The organism is Acinetobacter vivianii (assembly GCF_014635885.1).
GTDB lineage: Bacteria > Pseudomonadota > Gammaproteobacteria > Pseudomonadales > Moraxellaceae > Acinetobacter > Acinetobacter vivianii.
This window is the reverse complement of sequence record NZ_BMDR01000001.1, coordinates 461,315-479,788: the sequence shown is the minus strand read 5'-3', so window position 1 is coordinate 479,788 and position 18,474 is coordinate 461,315. Positions and strand designations below refer to the sequence as shown.

The window sequence follows — 18,474 nt, the reverse complement described above, 5'->3', positions numbered from 1 at the left end:
CTACACCTGTAGGTTCCTTTTTCTTACTTAAGACTTAATGATTTTATTTTTTGTTTTGCGGTTTTTATGAAAAGAACATTGCTGTGCTGTCTGACTCTATTGGCTGCTTCATCACTCTATGCAGATGATGATACTCAACTTCGCCTGAATCAAAGTTTGGATCAGAATTTATTACAACAGCAACATCAACTACAACAACAAGGCACAATTCGTGATACCGAGAAACTCCCCAGTATCCGTATCAATGGTCAAATTTATGCAGTAGAAAAAAATCAGGATGATTTGGCCAAAGCCCTCTATCTGGCTGTCATGCAAAAACAGTGGGGCAATGCTACGGTTTATTTAAAGCATTATCAGCAATATGAAGGCTATGATCAGGCTTTAACTGATTTTGCTGAAGGGGCATTGGCACGTGCCCAAGGGCAGCTCAAATTAGCCGAGCAAAAATTTCAAAGCAGTCTCAATAAACAACCCAATAATCTTATTTGTGAACTAGAGTTAGCGCGCGTGCTGTTTGAACAGCAAAAGAACAAAGAAGCAGCACGCCTTTTTACATCAATTCAAAACAAATTGGGACAGAGTGATCGGGCGGTGATACCGCCTGAAGTAGAACAAACGGTTAATCTGTTCGTCAAAGCGCTCGATCAGCGTGATTCATGGCAAGGCAGTGTCGCGATTGGTCCATCCTATGCCACAAATCTGAATAGTTCTTCTGAACAAAGTAAAACTTGGACGTTGTATGGTATTGACGATAAGGGCAATGCGACTCCCATCCAAGAAATTACCCGTGGCAGTCCCAAAGCAGCATCAGCAACGGGTATGGACTATGAAGCCAGTTTAATGAAACGCTTTTCTCTCTACGGCAATCATGGGATTTCCTTACGTGGGTTAGCATATGGACAGTCTTATGATGATCATGCTGACTATAACGAATCCACCCTGAACATTAATGCAGGTTATAGTTTTTTCGATTTAAAAAATCAGATCAGTATTGCACCGCTGTTTGAACATAAACGTTATGCAAATAATGGTTTATACAATGCATGGGGTGCACGTGCTGAATGGATGCGATTTATTGCCGCAGACAAAGCATTCAAGCTTGAAGCTGAAATCAAGGATCTGGATTATCAAAAATATAAAACATTAGATGGTAAAGAAAGCTCGGCGATGTTCACCTTTTGGAAGATTCTACCCAAACAATGGACATTATTTAGTGGACTAGATGTACTGGATCATGACACCCAAGAAAAGTACATGGCGGCCTATCAACAACAAGGTGTCCGTTTAGGGCTGAGTAAATCCTGGAATGTTGGGTTGAATACCACTTTATTTAGTTCATATCGCTGGCGGCAGTTTGATCGATATGCCGAAAGTCTACAAGCCCGTCGTCATGATTTTGAACAAAATTATACCTTTGTTTTGCAGATGCCCCGATTTAAATTTTACGGCATGACGCCAAATCTGACTTATCGTTATAACCATAACAATAGCAATGTGGATTGGTTGTATTCCTATGATAAACACAATGTCAGCTTGAAGCTTGAGCATCGTTTTTAGAGGGATGACGATGAAATCAAAGCTCCAATACCCAGCTTATGAATTGACCTCAAAACCACCCTCTATTTTGGTTTTGGCACATTCCTATCCGAAGTCGATCATTGTATTGCTGGTCATTGCGTTGCATCTAATCGCCTTATGGTGTCTGAGTCATTTTATTGAACCTTATACATTAGCCACCTCACCGAAAGTAAATGCACTCAAGGTACGTTTTTTGTCGTTAGCACCATCAGAAAATCCATCTCCTCATACAACGGCTCAGAGTGCCATTGCTCAGCCCCCCAAACAACAACACTTAAAAAAAGAATCTGCACCTCGTGCTACGCAACAAAGTACAGAGACCATCGAGCAAAAGATATTCATCAGTCAAAATGCAACACATACGGTGCAGAAGAAACAGCCGAGTCAAAAAGATCACTCCGTTGCATCTCAATCAGCACAAAATGTTGCCGTTCAGTCTGTAGAAAGTAAAGCGTTTAAACAACAGACACAGACTCATCAACAAGTTGCGAATGTGAGTGAAAAGCAGCAAATACAAAAAGAGAATTCTGAGGAAAATCTACCACACTCTGGAGGTGTAAAAACATCCGCAGCACAACAAGAGCTCAGTCGAGCACCTGAAAGCCAAGTTCAGCATGATGAACCTGTTCAAGTCAGTAGTGTGGATGTGCTCAGTTTCGGAAAGTTTAGTTACGATGATCGGGAACTTCGGCAACAAACTCGCATGGTGGAGTTACGTTTACGCATCAATGAAAACGGGCAGCCTATCGATATTCAATTAAAACAAAGTTCGGGTATTGCCAGCTTAGATGAGCGAGTTCTAAACGCAGCCCGTCAGTCCAGATTCAAACCCTACAAAGTCAATGGCCGAGCAGTGGCTATTGTCGTTGATTTTCCAGTGCAACTTAATCTCAGTCGGGGTCGCCGATGAGCAATATTCTTTCTTCAGGAGAATGATAATGAACGCAGCAACAGAACAAATAGTCGCCAACAGCCTTTCTCAACGCTTAAAGCAAGAAACGGCAGCAGAACATGAAAGAATGCACCACTTAATGGCTCAGGCAGATGTCTTTGCAAGCAAAGAAAAATATGCGCAATTCACTTTGTCTCAATACTATTTTCAGCAAGAAATTGAGCATCTTTTTGAGCAAGAAGGTATTGCGGTATTAATTCCAGATCTCGGTATTCGTGGACGTTCCCAGCAAGCTTTTGAAGATTTGCAAGATTTAGGTATTCAACCAGCAGGACAGCCGTTGCAAAGTGCAGCGGTTAAATTACCTGAAGCATTGGGCTGGATCTATGTCTCAGAAGGGTCAACCTTAGGCGCAGCTTTTTTATTTAAACAAGCTCAAAAAAACTTAGGCTTCTCTGAAACATTTGCTGCCCGTAACCTCGCGGCGTATCCAGAAGGACGTGCCAAGGTCTGGAAACGCTTTGTTCAGGCACTTGATGATGCAGATTTTGAAACGGCTTTACAGGATCGCGTAGTGCAAGGTGCGCTAGATGCTTTTGAGTATTTTGGAAAAGCATTAAGTCAACTGGATGAGTTGAAATAAACAAGTGAATTGAGTACTGCCAGGTATGGAGAATATTGATCACATGAATAAAGATCTGAAAACAGATATTTTGTCACAAACGCCACAGCCAGTAAGCAAATTGGCGCGTTCTGTTTGGTGGCGATTATTATTTATTTGCCTTGCCTGGTTGTGCATTGGACTCGGTATTCTTGGAATTTTTATTCCGGGTTTACCGACCGTTGACTTTATTATATTGGCTGTTTTCTTTGCTGCCAGAGGTTCAGAAAAGCTCCATCAATGGTTTCTCAATCATCGCTTTATCGGTCCAATCATCAAGGAATGGCAGAAAAATAGACGTATTCCGAAAAAAGCCAAATATATTTCAACGGTAAGTATGAGTATAGCTGCTGGAATTATGATCTGGATCATTCCACATCCTTGGGTAGTTTATCCTCTTATAGCATGTATGGCAGCAGTATTGGTCTGGATGTGGTTTAGAGATTAGATGACAAAGCCTATTTTAGGGATAATGAAAACTCAAGCCAATGATTTTAAAGATATCTAACGTTATTATTTAAACAATACAGAAGCATTTTTCATTGGCGATAACTTAGAAAAAGATATGAAAAAAACGGCTTGGTGAGATTTTGACCTATTACTACAATCTTGCACACCTACTCAATAATTAAAAATTTGAATCTAACACTTATAATTTATCATCTAACTGATTTGATTAAATATATGAATCAACATTATTGGATTAATGAAGTTTATATATTTTATAAGTATTCACAATGTGTATTGATTATATAATTCATAAATTTATTTTGCATTGCGTAATTAAATTCGCTCTGCTAGTCTTTTACACACGCTAAAAATATGCCAAAAATGTGTATAGCATATAAGGGATTATAAATTCGAAGAATCAAAAAGGAAGATAGAAATGTTAAAGGATGCAGAAGTCGCATCGCCGTCATCAAAAATTGGCATGATCATTACATTAGTTTTATGTTTTATTTTCGCCATTATTGAAGGCTTTGATTTGCAGTCAATGGGCGTTGCGGCTCCCAGAATGAAAGCGGAAATGCTACTGAACAGTACGGAAATGGGCTGGGTATTTAGCGCAGCGGTTCTGGGGACTTTACCAGGTGCCATGATTGCAGGAAGGATCGCCGATTCGATTGGACGTAAGAAAGTATTTATTAGCTGTATTCTTATTTTTGGCCTGATGTCTTTATTAACGCCTTTTGCCCAACAACTGAATACCTTACTGTTGGTAAGATTTTTGACAGGATTAGGCATGGGCGGGGCTTTACCCATTGTGATTACCATGGTTTCCGAGGCTGTGAGTGAAAAATACAAAGCCACGGCGGTAAGTGTGATGTATTGCGGTATGCCGATTGGCGGTGTACTCACTTCTGTGGTTGCATTATCTCTCACTGCCGATCATGAGTGGCGACATATCTTCTATTTCGGTGGTATCGCACCTTTATTGCTTGTACCTATTCTGATTTTCTTTTTACCTGAATCAAAAGCTTATCTCAATAAAACGGCAACCAGTCCAGCAAAAAATCAAAGCTTGATGACGGTTTTATTTGCAAAGCCACGTGTGCTGATCACTTCTAGTCTATGGTTAAGTTTCTTCGGAACGCTTTTGGTACTGGCGCTATTCCAAAACTGGTTACCAACCCTCATTTCAGGATTAGGACTTAATAAAGAACAAGCAAGTTATATCCAGATTGGCTTTAATCTGGGTGGCTCAATCGGCGTACTCATTTTAGGTTTTATGCTGGATCGATTGAATAAGTTCGTGATTGTTGCAAGTGTTTATAGCGGGATTTTGCTCTCGCTGATTGGCCTAGCTTATTCTAATAGCGCATTTAGCTTTACCTTATTTGCGACTGGATGCGGTATGTTTGTGATTGGTTGTCAGTCAATTCTCTATACCTTAGCAGCCAAGTATTATCCAACAGAAATGCGAGGTACGGGAGTGGGGGCTGCCGTCGCAATTGGCCGGATAGGTGCGTTTTCTGGCCCATTAGTCGCGGGGTATTTACTTGGAACAGGTCAAAGTGAAATTGTGGTGATTGCTTCAAGTATTCCAATGATTTTATTGGCTGCCATTTCAGCATTGATCTTACTTCGTAAACCGACGCATTCCGTAGAAGAAAAAGAGAATCTAAAGATCGTCACTACCTGATTTAGTCTTATCAATTGAAGGTTAGAAAAGGATTCATTTTTCGACGTCCACAATCAAAGGAAATAGCTCCGCTGTTTCCTTTTTTATTTCAGTCTGCAAATCCGCCAATGATAGATTCAAGATGATGTACATTGGCTTTTGACTTATCGGTATAATAAAATAGCGGCGATTGAGGATGAACAGATAGGAAGAGTAGAATGTATAAGGCGATTTTCTTTGATATTGATGATACCTTGCTGAATTTTAGCGTGGCGAATCGCTCGGCATTTGTGAAATCATTTGGGGAATTCAATTTACATCATGATGATCTAATCTATTCTACCTATAAACAAATTAACCATCTTTTATGGGAAAGACAGAAGTTAGGTCAAATTACCGTACAGGATGTGATTAATAATCGTTTTAAAGAACTGTTTACTGCACTAAAAGTTGAAATTAACCACGATCATTTTCGTGATACCTTTCAAGGTAATCTGGCCAAAGAACATACGCTCGAAGAAGGTGCCGAAGAAGCAATCCAGTATTTGAGCCAAAAATATAAACTTTTTGCCGCTTCCAATAGCATTCTGCTTCAACAAAAAGCACGTTTACACTTGGCGGGTTTATTACCGCATTTCTCTGATTTATATGTTTCTGATGATGTGGGTTATGAAAAACCTGACCAGCGTTTTTTCCAGACCTGCTTAGCCAGAAGTAATATCGCCAAAGAGGAAATACTTTTTATTGGGGACAGCTTAGAGGCAGATATCAAGGGGGCAACATCCTGTGAAATCCCGACCTGTTGGTATAACCCGAAACAACTCAAGAATGAACAGAATCTGAATATTACTTATACCATTCAACATCTGTCAGATCTGACCAAGATCCTATAAAAGCAAAAGTGTGCCTTTGCTGATAAGAGGTTAAGAGGGAGGATGTGGATAGTGAATGACATTGTGCATAATCACACTCTGCTCACCCGTATTGGCATAGGTATGCGGAATATCGGCATGAAAGCGAATGGATTCTCCTGCCGCAACAGTATGATTCATTCCCTCAAGCTGTAACTGCAATACCCCAGCAAACACAATAATATGCTCAATCACGCCTGCCTCATGTGGGCTAGATTCACTTTTTGCACCGGGTAGCAATTCGATCTTCAACACATCCATTCGCAGTTCTTCATCAAAAGGAATCAGAGGGCTGACGCGCATTCCTGAATGATCCTGTTCAAAAACAGGTAAATCACTGAAATGATGAATCTCTGGTTGGCTTTGAGCTTGCCCACCTTCAAGAAAGGTCGAAAATGCAATATTGAATCCTGTAGCGATTTTCCAGAGGGTTGCAACAGTTGGACTCGACTTACCCAACTCAATCTGCCCAAGCATCGCCTTACTCACACCAGTTAATTCAGCAGTCTGGCTAAGACTCAAACCTCGCTCGGTTCTTAATTTTTTTAAAGCTTCGGCAACATTGGGTGGAATATCTTGCATAAATAGAAGTCTTCTTGATTAAAAAGGATTGTCCGTTATAACAGACGATGATACTTTAGTCACTCTACCGTCATCTTCAGTAAAGTACTTCCTATGCGTAACTTAGCATTTTTTAGGTCTTCCTCACCAGCCATGATCATGACTGGACTTGTGGCCGTACTGGTGGGCTATGCCAGTTCTTTGGCCATTATTTTGCAGGCACTGGAAAGGGCTGGGTTGGATGCTTCGCAAACTGGAAGCTGGCTGATGATGCTGGGTATCGGCATGGGGATCACCAGTATTGGCTTGTCGCTATATTACCGTACTCCGATTTTAACAGCATGGTCGACACCCGGAATTGCCTTGCTTGCAACCAGCCTGACTGGGGTAAGTATTAATGAAGTGGTGGGTGTCTTTATTTTTGCTTCGGGACTAATGCTGTTATGTGGCGCGACTGGTATTTTTGCCAAGCTCATGAATTACATTCCGCGTTCTATTGCTTCTGCGATGTTGGCGGGCATCCTGTTACGTTTTGGTTTAAGTACATTTGAAGCATTACAGGTCAACTTTATCCTGTGTATTGCCATGTTGGCGGCATTTGTGTTGACCCGCCGCTGGTTTCCACTTTATGCCATTATTGCAACGTTAATTACAGGAATTGTTGTTGCGGGACTCAGTGGGGATTTGCATTTTACACAGACCAGCAACGTCTTTACGCTTCCAACCTTTATCCAGCCGCATTTCACCATGACTACACTGATTGGTGTCGGGATTCCATTTTTTATTGTTTCTCTCGCATCTCAAAATGCGCCAGGTATTGCAATTTTACAGGCCAGCGGTTATTCACCTAAAACGTCAATGTTGCTGGTATGTACGTCCTTAACCGCGATTATTTTAGCGCCGTGGGGTGGTTTTAGTATCTGTATTGCGGCCATTACCGCAGCGCTTTGTATGGCACCTGATGTCCATCCAAACCCTGCAAAACGTTATATTGCATCTACATGGGCAGGGATCTTCTATTTAATCGCAGGGATTTTTGGTGGCGCAATTTTTATATTGTTTAATGGCTTACCAACTGTATTAATCCATATTCTTGCTGGATTGGCTTTAATCACCACCTTGATGAACAGTCTGCATCAAGCATTGGCGGAAGAACAAGGTCGTGATGCAGCGATTATCTGTTTTCTTCTCACCGCATCGGGTGTTACCTTATTGGGAATCGGTTCAGCATTTTGGGGCTTGGTCGGCGGAATTATTGCGTATCAGATTTTAGTGAAACGTGATCATAAAATAGCGTAGAGAATCGGCTTTTAGCTGCCCATGAAAAGTTCAACCCTCCGCCAGATCGTTGAACTTTTCATCAATCATATATTTCATCTAAAAAGTACGTTTTAGGATGCAGCAAATATAAAAAATAGCGGTGGGGAGGAAGGCAGACCAAGCTACAGAATATCCTCCTCATCGCAATGCTGAAGATTATTTTTTCTCGGTTTTACCATCGTAGCGTTTAGTCCATTCTTTTAAAATACCATCGCGGTTTTTCGCAGCCCACTCAAAATTGTTCTTAATCATCATTTGGTTAATCTGGGCTGGTCGGAATGGCATTGGTTTCGCCACGTTTGGATAAGCCACCACCGCAAAGTTCTTGGCATAGGCTTCATTGGCTTTTTTACTCACCGTCCAGTTAATAAATTTTTGTGCATCTGCCAGATTTTTTGTTCCTTTAACAATCGCGGAGACTTCCATTTCCCAACCTAAGCCTTCTTTAGGAAATACGATTTCTAACGGTGCGCCACGTTGTTTCAATTGAGCAGCACGATAACCAAAAGAAATACCAATCACAGCTTCACCCTGTGCAGCCATCTGACACGGTTTAGAACCTGAATGGGTATATTGGGAAATATTTTTATGCAGCGCATCCATATACGTCCATGCTTTTTGCTGTCCAAATAGTTGTAGCCATGCAGATACATCTAAATATCCAGTCCCACTTGATGCAGGATTTGGCATTACGATTAAGCCTTTATAGATGGGCTTGGTTAGATCTGCCCACGTTTGAGGAACTGGAAGTTTACGCTTTTTCAATTCGATACTATTGACGCACAACGCTGATTCCCACGCATCCATACCCGTCCAGGTCGGCACCTTTTTCGGGCTGACGAATTGTTTATTTAATTTTTCCACGCCCACAGGTGCGTAAGGATGCAACATATTTCTCTGATCCAGCAACATTAAGCTCGTCACTGCAAGACCTGCCACCACATCCGCTTTTGGATTTTTTTGTTCTGCAAGCAAACGTGCGGTAATGATACCCGTTGAATCACGTACCCATTTAATTTTTAAATCAGGGTAGTCTTCACGAATTTTTGCACTATATGCAGCGAGCTGATCAGATTCTAATGCAGTATAGACAGTAATTTCACCAGCTGAGGTGAGGGTAGCCGACAGCAAACTGCCCATCAATGTTGGGGTTAAAAGAGAAAGAGATCGATATAAACGTGTCATGAGAGCGTCCTTGAATAATGATGCAACGGTTTCTGAGTTGATGGACATTTAAGCAAGTGAATATGACAATTTCATTAAGCTGGTTTAAACCAGATTTATTATTTTTCTTCTTTTATTTTTCCGACAAAAAAACTTAAACTCCGCAAAAGAAATGCTAGTTTTCAATAATCTTTCATTTTTTGCATGTATAGTAAAATTAAAATGTTGGGTTCAAAATTATGGTTCAGATCGATCAATCATCAGCACGTATTCCTAAATATATTCCTATTCGTGATTCATTGGCGCATGAAATAGAGTCTGGAATTTTACTGAGTAATGTCAAACTTCCATCTGAACGTACACTATTAGAAAAGTTTCAAACCACTCGCGTTGCCGTGCGTGAAGCCTTACTGGCTTTAGAGATGGATGGTTTAATTTACCGTTTGGATCGTCGTGGCTGGTATGTTCGGGCACCTCGCATTATTTATCATCCGCAATCGACAAAAAGCTTTATGCAATATGTCAGCGAACAAGGCTATGTGCCTTCTACAGACCTGATTTCAGCAGAGCAGGTGGAAGCAACCCCTTGGGATGCCAAACATTTAGATATTGCGGTCGGTAGTTCGGTTTATTCAATCTGGCGTCGTCGAAGTATTAATGGACGACCTGTGGTGGTTGAGCATTTACGTATCCGTGCAGATTTATTTCCTGATTTTTTAGCACATCCGCTGAATCAATCAGTCACCCAACTCATGGCAGATGAATATCAATGTGTCATTACCCGTGCCAATATTAATTTGTTTCCTACAGCCTTGGCTGAGCAACAAGCTAAAGCCTTACATGTAAATGTTGGATCTTTAGGGCTTTATATTTGCCGAAGTAACCGCGACCAGCATGGAAGAGTGACTGATATTGACCAAGAATACTGGTTACATGATGTGCTGGATTTACATTTTGAAGCGCAAAGCTAGCCAATCTGGTTTAAACCAGATTTAATTAAACTGTCATAATAACCTGCTCAAATACGGCTTAATCACTTAAAGTTCTGGATAAGGAACGTTGATGAAGCAGTATTCACCGAATAACTTTTCGACTCAGTCTGCGAGCAGTTTAGTCTCTGGACTGAGCAATTTTATCCATGCGGATAAACGCAAGAAAGTTCTAGAAGTTATTGATGTTCATAAAAGTTTTCAGAAACATCAGGTTCTGGATCATATCAATTTTGAAGTCTATGAAGGTGAGTTCATTAGCCTGTTAGGACCTTCAGGCTGTGGTAAAACCACACTTTTAAGAATTATTGCCGGATTAGAAGTACAGGACTATGGAAAAGTTCTTAAAATGGAACAGGACATTTCCAACCAGAAAGTTGAAAAACGCCGTTGTGGCATCGTATTTCAAAACTATGCACTGTTTCCCAATCTCACTGTCGCTGAAAATATTACCTTTGGACTCCATGCAAAACAATGGAATAAGGCTGAGCGTCAACAGCGCACTGAAGAATTATTACAACTGATCGAGTTACCTACGATTGCAACAAAATATCCGAATCAATTATCTGGTGGACAGCAGCAGCGCGTTGCCTTAGCCCGTGCAATCGCACCACGACCCGATATTCTGCTTTTGGATGAGCCACTGTCTGCACTGGATGCCATCGTCCGTGTCAATTTAAGACAAAAAATCCGTGTCATTCAGCAGCAGTTGGGTTTACCAACCGTGATGGTGACTCATGATCAGGAAGAAGCACTAAGTATTTCTGATCGTGTGGTGGTGATGAATCACGGCGTGATTGAGCAGGTCGATACACCACATAATATCTACTATAAGCCTCAAACCAAATTTGTAGCCCAGTTTATTGGCACCATGAATTTCTTGCCAGCACAGGTGAGCGACTCAAACACAATTCAGGTACTTGGGCAGTCAGTACAATTAAAAACTTCATCTTTACAAGCTGGACAGCAAATTGAACTGGCGTTTCGCCCAGAAATGGTCGCCGTGTGTGAACAAGCTGATCATGATCCAGCATTTATCTATTTGCCTGTTTCCATTATTTCAACTGAATTTCTTGGTGCAAAACGTCGGCTGTTTACCCAAGTCAATCTTGAACAAAATGATGCTGCCCATGTGATTCAGCTTGATCTGGACAATGATGCACTCGCGATACTCAATCCAAACATGTATATCAAGGTGGCTATAAAACAGTTACATGTCTTTGACGGGAAAGGGCGGACACTATGTTAAATCAGTCGACTGCCGCTGCGATTTTAAAGAATCAGGCCGCTAAATCTTCGCTTTATTCTTTCCGTTCATCAGCATTTTTATTTATTGCTGCACTTGGTCTGTTTTGTCTACTCATTCTGCCTTTAGCGATTCTGTTTAAAGGGGCATTTTTAAATAGTGATGGACAATACATCGGTCTGGCAAACTTTATTGAATATTTTTCCAATCCAAGTTTATTCTCATCGATTTTTAATTCAATCTGGATTGCAAGTGTTGCTACAGCGATCACGGTCTTGATGGCAAGTATTTATGCCTATGCCTTAACAGTCGTTGATATCAAGGGAAAAGGGATCTTAAAAGCGATTGCATTTTTGCCTATTCTGGCGCCGTCCATTTTACCGTCTCTGGCGCTGGTCTATCTGTTTGGTCAACAAGGTGTATTGAAAAGTTTGCTCGGTGATACTGAAATCTACGGGCCATTGGGCATCCTAATCAGCTATTGCTTCTGGTTATTTCCAGCTATTTTTATCTTGATGCTGTCTGCATTTAGAAATATTGACCAGTCGTTGATAGAAGCTTCGCGTAGTTTAGGAAAAGGACTGTGGGCGACACATCGCGCTGTCACTCTGCCAGCTATCCGTTATGGTCTGGTTAGTGCAGCATTGGTGGCATTTACCTATGTACTTACTGATTTTGGTATTCCTAAAGTCATTGGCGGCTCATTCAACATGATGGCACTGGATGTGTACAAGCAGATTATTGGCCAACAAAATATGCAAATGGGTGCTGTGATTTCCATCCTGTTGCTTTGTCCAGCATTATTGGCCTTTGTGTTTGACCGTTATCAAAGCAAACGTCAGGCGCGCTATCAGAATTTTCAGGTCAAGCCGTATGTAATGAAAGCAAGTACACAAAGTCAGTGGCTGTTCAGCGGGTTTTGCTATCTGATTGCTGGTTTTATCTTATTGCTGATCATCACTGCAATCGTGGCTTCTTTTATCCGCTACTGGCCGTATGACCTGAGCATGACCCTCGATCATTATCGTTTTGAATATGTTCAGGGCGGTGGCTGGGATGCCTATTTTAATTCACTCAAACTGGCTGGTTTTACAACGCTGGTCGGAAGTGTGGTGATCTTTATGGTGGCCTTATGTGCCGAGCGTTTTAAAGTTCACCCATTATTAAAAAATCTGGTACAGATGTTGACCTTATTGCCACTTGCCATTCCTGGTCTGGTATTAGGTATTGCCTACATCCTGTTTTTCAATGATATGCAGAATCCTTTACATATCTTGTACGGCACCATGAGTTTACTGGTGATTTCAACCATTATTCACTATTACACCGTGCCGCATCTGACACTGAGCAGCACCATTAAACAGATTCCTGTACAACTGGAAGCTGCCGCACAAAGCTTGGGAAGCAGTCGCTGGAAAACCTTCTACAAAGTATATTTGCCACTCAGCTTACCTGCACTGTGTGATATTTCGGTCTATCTATTTGTTAATGCGATGACCACCGTTTCAGCTGCAATCTTCCTATATTCACCAGATACCAACCTTGCTGCGGTTTCTATTCTGAATATGGATGATGCAGGTGATACTGCTTCGGCAGTAGCAATGAGCGTCTTGATCTTGCTCACTTCAGCCATCGTCAAACTCATACATGGTTTGCTGACTCGAGGAATATTGAAGAAAACACAGGCTTGGCGAGAAGCTTCACACTAACTCATTAATTTCACTTCGTTTTTGATACTTCATTGTATGAGGTAGGGGTTAATTCAGCCCGAATCAAGCCCAATGACTGCTTGGAACAGACTTAATAGGACAACCACAATGACCGATCTCATTATTGTAGGTGCAGGAATTTTAGGCCTATCTGCCGCTATTCAGGCTACGGAACAAGGCCTCACCGTAAAGGTATTTGAAAAAGATGCCCAGCCCATCGGCGCGACACGCCGTAACTTTGGCATGGTCGGTACCTCAACCTTAACTCATCCAGAAAGTGAATGGCGCAAGTATGCACTAGATACAAAGCAGTTTTATCAACGGATCCAGCATCAGTACGACATTACTTTTCAACAGCGCAATGGTCTGTATGTGGTAAATACCGCTCTGGAATGGCAGGTGGTTAATGAGTTTGCCCAGCTTGCACCACAATTTGATATTCCTGTACAGCTATTATCTACAACAGAAATGGCACAACAATACGGATTTCTTCAACCGCAAGCGCCTATGCTGGGAGGATTACTATTTGCAGAAGATTATTCCGTTGAACCACACCTGATCGGACAGCGTCTTTTGCAATACGCAATCTCTTTAGGGGTAGAAATCCATTGTAATGCCTGTGTGGTGAAAACCATTTCTCAACAGGCATCAACTATCGCCGTGCTTGCCTCAGGTCAAAGCGTACAAGCAAGCCGCATCCTGATTTGTCATGGTGCCGAAACGGACACCTTATATCCAACAGTACTTCAGGAACTAGGGTTAAAACGTTGTACCTTGCAAATGGCATTAACCCAGCCTTTAACACAACAGTTAGGTGTTTCCCTTTATTCAGGTTTATCTGTTTCCCGTTATCCCGCTTTTGAAATCTGTCCGTCTTATCAGGAGCTCCACCAAGCGTCCCAACAGGGCTTTGTCCATGATTTTGGCATCCATATTCTCATTAAGCAGAATCAGGCTGGGCAGATCATTCTCGGCGATAGCCATGAATATGCAGATATTGATGAACCGACTCAGTTCGACCAGCGTGAAGAAATCAACCAGTTTATTGAACAGTACTGTGTGGAAAAAATTGGACTGCGTTTACCACCCATTCAAACCCGCTGGAATGGCTATTACCTTCAACATCCAACCGAACTGGCCTGTGTGACTGAAGTTGAGTCAGGCATCTTCCTGATTAGTGCAATCGCAGGTAAAGGCATGACCACAGGTGCAGGTTTTATCCGACATGTTTTAGAACAACATATTTTTTAATCTTGTAATCTGGTTTAAACCAGATTGATATATATTGAAATCAAATCTTGAAACGATGAGCAATAGCATGAACACACAAGACACTTTAAATTTAGCCTTGGACAATAAATATTTACTGCTAACACCGGGTCCATTATCGACCTCTGCAACGGTACGCCGTGCCATGCAAAAAGACTGGTGTACTTGGGACAAGGAATATAATGGTCTGGTACAAGATATCCGCCAAAGACTGGTGAATCTGGCAACCACAGCAGTAGATCAATACACCGCAGTACTGATGCAAGGTAGTGGCAGCTTTGCGGTTGAGTCTGTTTTAGGTTCAGTGATTGCCAAGCATGAAAAAGTGCTGATTATCAATAACGGTGCTTACGGGGCGCGCATGGTGCAAATGGCGCGCTGCTTAAATATCGAAGTGGTTGAACTTGTTTATCCTGAAACTAGTACACCCGACTTGGCTGAAATCCAGCAAGTATTAATGGATGAAAGTATCAGCCATGTGGCTTGCGTTCATTGTGAAACCACCACAGGTATTTTAAATCCAATTCAAGACATCGGGCGTTTAGTCAAAGCTGCAGGCAAGGTCTGGATTGTGGATGCCATGAGTTCATTCGGCGGCATACCGATGGATATTGCTGAGCTTGAAATTGATTTTCTGATTTCCAGTGCCAATAAATGCATTCAGGGTGTACCGGGCTTTGGTTTTATTCTGGCAAAACGCGAGCGTCTTGAACAATGTCAGGGATTGGCACGTTCAGTCAGTCTGGATCTCTATGACCAGTGGCATACCATGGAACAACAAAATGGGAAATGGAGATTTACCTCACCCACTCATGTGGTTCGCGCATTTTATCAAGCCTTGCTCGAATTGGAACAAGAAGGCGGTATCGAAGCGCGCTACCAACGTTATCTGAATAATCAGCAAACCCTGTCAAAAGGTATGTCAGCACTTGGATTTGAACGGGTACTGGGCAATGCATGTACTCAATCTCCGATTATTACCACCTTCTTATATCCAGCTTCGCCAAAGTTCAGCTTTCAGCAGTTTTATGAAAGCTTAAAACAAGCAGGTTATGTCATTTATCCCGGCAAAGTGACTGATCTGAACTGTTTCCGTATCGGCAATATTGGCGAAGTTAAGCAACAGGATATCGAAGGTTTATTAGCGGCAATTTCGGATTATTGTCAGACCCATCTCCATCTCAGCGCAGTCACTGCATAACTTTATTCGACATAAATACTTTAGGGAAATATCTCATGACAAATACAAATATCCAACTTCAAGCTGTGGTTTTTGACTGGGCAGGTACAACTGTTGATTTTGGTTCACGCGCTCCGATTTTGGCTTTTATGGCACTATTTAAAGACAATAAAATCGAGCTCACCATTGAAGAAGCTCGTGCACCCATGGGCTTGGAAAAACGTGATCATATTGCTGCTGTATTGAAAATGCCTCGTGTGGCACAACTCTGGAAAGAGATTTACGGCAGTGAAGTGACGGTTGCCGATATTGACCGTTTATATCAGGACTTTATTCCATACCAATTGAAATCTATTCCGCAATGTTCAGCACTGATTCCAGGTGCATTGGCTGTATTTGACAATATCAAGCAACGTGGCGCAAAAATTGGCAGTAATACAGGTTATGCCTCAATGATGATTGGACAACTGATTCAAGATGCGGCACAGCAGGGCTATCAACCTGACTGTATTATCACCGCAAGTGATGTCAAACATGGTCGCCCATATCCAGAAATGCTCTGGAAAAACCTGATTGAGCTAGATGTCTCAGATATTAAAACTGCGGTTAAAGTGGACGATACCGTGGTCGGTATTGAAGAAGGCTTAAATGCAGGCTGCTGGACGGTCGGTCTTGCGATTAGCGGGAATGAAGTTGGTCTGAGTTTTGAAGAGTGGCAAGCGCTATCTGCTGAACAGCAACAACCACTCAAAGACAAAGCTTACGCAAAAATGAATCAGTCAGGTGCACATTATGTGATTGATAGTATCGCTGATTTACCAGCCGTATTAGATGATATTGAGCGCCGTCTAAATCAAGGTGAAAAGCCTTAACGTATTCAAAAATAGAATTTTGGCTCATTGTCCATTCAAGGGTAATGAGCCGTTTTGCTAGAAAATCATCAACCCAAAGGATAGCGTTTAAATAACTGTACAATCCACTCAATAAAAACTTTCTGTCTCGGTGAAACCAGTGTCTTAGAAGGATACAGTAAAGAGACAGGCAACGAAGGTACGGGATAATGAGGCAAGACTTCACACAGTACGCCTTGTGCAAGTTCATCAACATGACCATAACGCGGCACCTGTATCAGCCCAAAGTGTTGTTTTGCTGCTGCCGAGTAAGTATGTGCACCATTGACCTGAATCATAAAGGGCAAATCATAATTTTTTAGTTCGCCCTCAACCATAAACTCCAGAGGAAGATTCTTCTGGCGGGCAGTGGAATAAAACCCAACCATAATATGGCTTTTAAGCGCGTCTAGATGATGGGGCGTACCGTATTGTTGTAAATATCGCGGACTTGCCAACGTGACTTGCTGGATATTTCCCAGATGCCTAACGATCAGTTCACTATTATTCAGTTGTCCGATCCGGATCACGCAATCAATTCCTTCCTTAATCACGTCAACATAACGATCGCTTTCTGTCAGTTGTAATTGGATTTGAGGAAATTCGCTTAAAAAATCTCGTAGTTTTGGCAAAATAAAATGAGAGGCAAAAATACCATGCACTTCTATTTTTAAGGTTCCTTGAGGTTTTGCATGCAGAAAATCATGATCTGATTCATTGATATAGCTCAAGATATACTTACAGCGCTCATAATAAATCTGGCCTTCATCGGTTGGTCGAACCTGACGTGTGGTGCGGAATAACAGGCGTGTGTTTAATTGGGTCTCTAACTGCTTGATCGCATCCGTGAGTGTAGAACGGGGCAGGTTTAATATTTGCGCCGCTTTGGTAAAACTTTGCTGCTCGACCACATGGATAAAAGCAGACATTGCATTTAACTTATCCATATCTTGATGTCCTTTGTTCGGTTTATTCGGACAAAGATGTCAGAATCCGATAGATTATTAACTGATAGCTGGACAGTATCATAGAACGCATAAGATGATAAGTTTCATTCAATGAGGTTTAAAATGACAAATACAGCAGCACATTCTAATCCATCAAAAGTAGTTTTAATTACGGGTGCTTCTCGAGGCATTGGTGCTTTTACGGCAAATTTACTGGCTCAGCAAGGACATCAGATTATTATTAACTATGCCAATAATAATCAGGAAGCGGATCAAGTGGTAAAGAAAATTCAGGCTGCGGGCGGCATCGCGAGTGCGTTTAAAGCCAATATCAGCCATTCAGATGAAGTGACCCAACTTTTCGATTATGCGATCCAGACCTATGGTCGTGTGGATGTCCTGATTAATAATGCTGGCATCATGCGTTTAAGTAAAATCGAGCAGGTCGATGATGAAAGTATTGATCAAATTCTGGCAATCAATCTGAAAGGATCTTTATATACCATGCGTGAAGCGGCAAAAAGACTGACGCATGGGGGAAAAATTATTAATTTATCCAGTAGTGTGGTTGGGCTAAAACTTGAAGGCTATGGGGTTTATGCAGCATCAAAAGCCGCAATTGAATCTTTAACCGCTATTTTAGCCAAGGAACTTCGAGGTAAAAATATTACCGTTAATGCGATTGCGCCTGGGCCAACTGCGACTGAGCTTTTTTTAGAAGGGAAGAGTGAAACGTTGATTGCACAGTTAAGCAAAGCGGCGCCATTGGAACGCTTGGGTCAGGTAGAAGATATTGCAGCAGTTTTAGATTTTGCAGTGAATGAAGCCAGCAACTGGGTCAATGCCCAAGTACTTCGTGTCAATGGTGGCATCATCTAATACAAAACAATGCTGACTGAAGCTTTGTGTTTCGGTCAGCGCTAGAGCTAAAAATACTGTATTTATGCTCTCTACATTGAAACGAATATGAAAATCTTTGGGTAAGCGATAATTCAGGACTTTAAAGACCAAACTTGATATATATCACACAATATA

17 protein-coding genes are annotated in these 18,474 nt (G+C 41.7%); 14 read left to right on the top strand and 3 right to left on the bottom strand.

Annotated features, from left to right (window positions below; translation table 11 throughout):
* Positions 1-66: 66 nt before the first annotated feature.
* From hsmA to IEV36_RS02265, 6 genes are all read left to right on the top strand, one after another.
* Positions 67-1,557 carry a hemophilin secretion modulator gene (gene hsmA, locus IEV36_RS02290; protein ID WP_005257723.1) on the top strand — a complete coding sequence of 497 codons (1,491 nt, stop codon included), beginning with the start codon at positions 67-69 and terminating at the stop codon, positions 1,555-1,557.
* Positions 1,558-1,567: 10 nt separating this feature from the next.
* A complete protein-coding gene (locus tag IEV36_RS02285) occupies positions 1,568-2,488 on the top strand; it encodes an energy transducer TonB (RefSeq protein ID WP_005257721.1) in 921 nt (306 codons plus the stop codon).
* A gap of 25 nt (positions 2,489-2,513) precedes the next feature.
* Positions 2,514-3,113, top strand: a complete 600-nt coding sequence (locus tag IEV36_RS02280) for a biliverdin-producing heme oxygenase (protein ID WP_171068028.1) — start codon at positions 2,514-2,516, stop codon at positions 3,111-3,113.
* Positions 3,114-3,138: 25 nt separating this feature from the next.
* Positions 3,139-3,579: a YbaN family protein gene (locus IEV36_RS02275; protein WP_005257715.1), complete on the top strand. Its 441-nt coding sequence runs from the start codon at positions 3,139-3,141 to the stop codon at positions 3,577-3,579.
* A 438-nt stretch (positions 3,580-4,017) separates the two neighbouring features.
* The gene (gene mhpT / locus IEV36_RS02270) at positions 4,018-5,274 is read left to right on the top strand and encodes a 3-(3-hydroxy-phenyl)propionate transporter MhpT (RefSeq protein WP_005257713.1); all 1,257 of its coding nucleotides are present in this window, start codon (positions 4,018-4,020) and stop codon (positions 5,272-5,274) included.
* Between the two features lie 197 nt (positions 5,275-5,471).
* Positions 5,472-6,146: a YjjG family noncanonical pyrimidine nucleotidase gene (locus IEV36_RS02265; RefSeq protein WP_005257711.1), complete on the top strand. Its 675-nt coding sequence runs from the start codon at positions 5,472-5,474 to the stop codon at positions 6,144-6,146.
* A 30-nt stretch (positions 6,147-6,176) separates the two neighbouring features.
* On the opposite strand, the gene IEV36_RS02260 is transcribed toward IEV36_RS02265, so the two are convergent.
* Entirely contained in the window at positions 6,177-6,746 is a 570-nt protein-coding gene (locus IEV36_RS02260) for a helix-turn-helix domain-containing protein (RefSeq protein ID WP_005257709.1), read from the bottom strand.
* A gap of 93 nt (positions 6,747-6,839) precedes the next feature.
* Between IEV36_RS02260 and IEV36_RS02255 the strand changes: the two genes are divergently transcribed.
* Positions 6,840-8,024 carry a benzoate/H(+) symporter BenE family transporter gene (locus IEV36_RS02255; RefSeq protein WP_032863910.1) on the top strand — a complete coding sequence of 395 codons (1,185 nt, stop codon included), beginning with the start codon at positions 6,840-6,842 and terminating at the stop codon, positions 8,022-8,024.
* Positions 8,025-8,201: 177 nt separating this feature from the next.
* Here IEV36_RS02255 and IEV36_RS02250 read toward each other — a convergent pair whose 3' ends face one another.
* Positions 8,202-9,230, bottom strand: a complete 1,029-nt coding sequence (locus IEV36_RS02250; protein ID WP_005257706.1) for a putative 2-aminoethylphosphonate ABC transporter substrate-binding protein — start codon at positions 9,228-9,230, stop codon at positions 8,202-8,204.
* A 227-nt stretch (positions 9,231-9,457) separates the two neighbouring features.
* Here IEV36_RS02250 and IEV36_RS02245 point away from each other — a divergent pair, with 227 nt between their 5' ends.
* The 6 genes from IEV36_RS02245 to phnX all read left to right on the top strand — a co-directional run bounded on the left by IEV36_RS02245 (position 9,458) and on the right by phnX (position 16,474).
* Entirely contained in the window at positions 9,458-10,180 is a 723-nt protein-coding gene (locus IEV36_RS02245; RefSeq protein WP_050560021.1) for a UTRA domain-containing protein, read from the top strand.
* A 91-nt stretch (positions 10,181-10,271) separates the two neighbouring features.
* Complete coding sequence (locus tag IEV36_RS02240) at positions 10,272-11,447, top strand: ABC transporter ATP-binding protein (RefSeq protein ID WP_005257704.1); 1,176 nt, start codon at positions 10,272-10,274, stop codon at positions 11,445-11,447.
* Entirely contained in the window at positions 11,441-13,153 is a 1,713-nt protein-coding gene (locus IEV36_RS02235) for a putative 2-aminoethylphosphonate ABC transporter permease subunit (RefSeq protein ID WP_005257702.1), read from the top strand. The genes IEV36_RS02240 and IEV36_RS02235 overlap by 7 nt, the downstream gene beginning before the upstream one ends.
* A gap of 108 nt (positions 13,154-13,261) precedes the next feature.
* Complete coding sequence (locus IEV36_RS02230; RefSeq protein ID WP_005257700.1) at positions 13,262-14,404, top strand: TIGR03364 family FAD-dependent oxidoreductase; 1,143 nt, start codon at positions 13,262-13,264, stop codon at positions 14,402-14,404.
* Positions 14,405-14,471: 67 nt separating this feature from the next.
* A complete protein-coding gene (gene phnW, locus IEV36_RS02225) occupies positions 14,472-15,623 on the top strand; it encodes a 2-aminoethylphosphonate--pyruvate transaminase (protein WP_005257698.1) in 1,152 nt (383 codons plus the stop codon).
* 35 nt (positions 15,624-15,658) lie between these two features.
* Positions 15,659-16,474: a phosphonoacetaldehyde hydrolase gene (gene phnX, locus IEV36_RS02220; RefSeq protein ID WP_005257690.1), complete on the top strand. Its 816-nt coding sequence runs from the start codon at positions 15,659-15,661 to the stop codon at positions 16,472-16,474.
* Between the two features lie 68 nt (positions 16,475-16,542).
* Here phnX and IEV36_RS02215 read toward each other — a convergent pair whose 3' ends face one another.
* Positions 16,543-17,439: a LysR family transcriptional regulator gene (locus tag IEV36_RS02215; protein WP_005257683.1), complete on the bottom strand. Its 897-nt coding sequence runs from the start codon at positions 17,437-17,439 to the stop codon at positions 16,543-16,545.
* 123 nt (positions 17,440-17,562) lie between these two features.
* Between IEV36_RS02215 and IEV36_RS02210 the strand changes: the two genes are divergently transcribed.
* Positions 17,563-18,318 carry an SDR family oxidoreductase gene (locus IEV36_RS02210; protein ID WP_005257682.1) on the top strand — a complete coding sequence of 252 codons (756 nt, stop codon included), beginning with the start codon at positions 17,563-17,565 and terminating at the stop codon, positions 18,316-18,318.
* Positions 18,319-18,474: the final 156 nt, after the last annotated feature.

What these genes read in the sequence shown, in the direction of transcription:
- IEV36_RS02285 (WP_005257721.1), top strand. Translation starts at nt 1,568, where the DNA reads ATGAAATCAAAGCTCCAATACCCAGCTTATGAATTGACCTCAAAACCA.
- IEV36_RS02265 (WP_005257711.1), top strand. Translation starts at nt 5,472, where the DNA reads ATGTATAAGGCGATTTTCTTTGATATTGATGATACCTTGCTGAATTTT.
- mhpT (WP_005257713.1), top strand. Translation starts at nt 4,018, where the DNA reads ATGTTAAAGGATGCAGAAGTCGCATCGCCGTCATCAAAAATTGGCATG.
- phnW (WP_005257698.1), top strand. Translation starts at nt 14,472, where the DNA reads ATGAACACACAAGACACTTTAAATTTAGCCTTGGACAATAAATATTTA.
- IEV36_RS02210 (WP_005257682.1), top strand. Translation starts at nt 17,563, where the DNA reads ATGACAAATACAGCAGCACATTCTAATCCATCAAAAGTAGTTTTAATT.
- hsmA (WP_005257723.1), top strand. Translation starts at nt 67, where the DNA reads ATGAAAAGAACATTGCTGTGCTGTCTGACTCTATTGGCTGCTTCATCA.
- IEV36_RS02260 (WP_005257709.1), bottom strand. Translation starts at nt 6,746, where the DNA reads ATGCAAGATATTCCACCCAATGTTGCCGAAGCTTTAAAAAAATTAAGA.
- IEV36_RS02275 (WP_005257715.1), top strand. Translation starts at nt 3,139, where the DNA reads ATGGAGAATATTGATCACATGAATAAAGATCTGAAAACAGATATTTTG.
- IEV36_RS02240 (WP_005257704.1), top strand. Translation starts at nt 10,272, where the DNA reads ATGAAGCAGTATTCACCGAATAACTTTTCGACTCAGTCTGCGAGCAGT.
- IEV36_RS02230 (WP_005257700.1), top strand. Translation starts at nt 13,262, where the DNA reads ATGACCGATCTCATTATTGTAGGTGCAGGAATTTTAGGCCTATCTGCC.
- phnX (WP_005257690.1), top strand. Translation starts at nt 15,659, where the DNA reads ATGACAAATACAAATATCCAACTTCAAGCTGTGGTTTTTGACTGGGCA.
- IEV36_RS02250 (WP_005257706.1), bottom strand. Translation starts at nt 9,230, where the DNA reads ATGACACGTTTATATCGATCTCTTTCTCTTTTAACCCCAACATTGATG.
- IEV36_RS02215 (WP_005257683.1), bottom strand. Translation starts at nt 17,439, where the DNA reads ATGGATAAGTTAAATGCAATGTCTGCTTTTATCCATGTGGTCGAGCAG.
- IEV36_RS02255 (WP_032863910.1), top strand. Translation starts at nt 6,840, where the DNA reads ATGCGTAACTTAGCATTTTTTAGGTCTTCCTCACCAGCCATGATCATG.
- IEV36_RS02235 (WP_005257702.1), top strand. Translation starts at nt 11,441, where the DNA reads ATGTTAAATCAGTCGACTGCCGCTGCGATTTTAAAGAATCAGGCCGCT.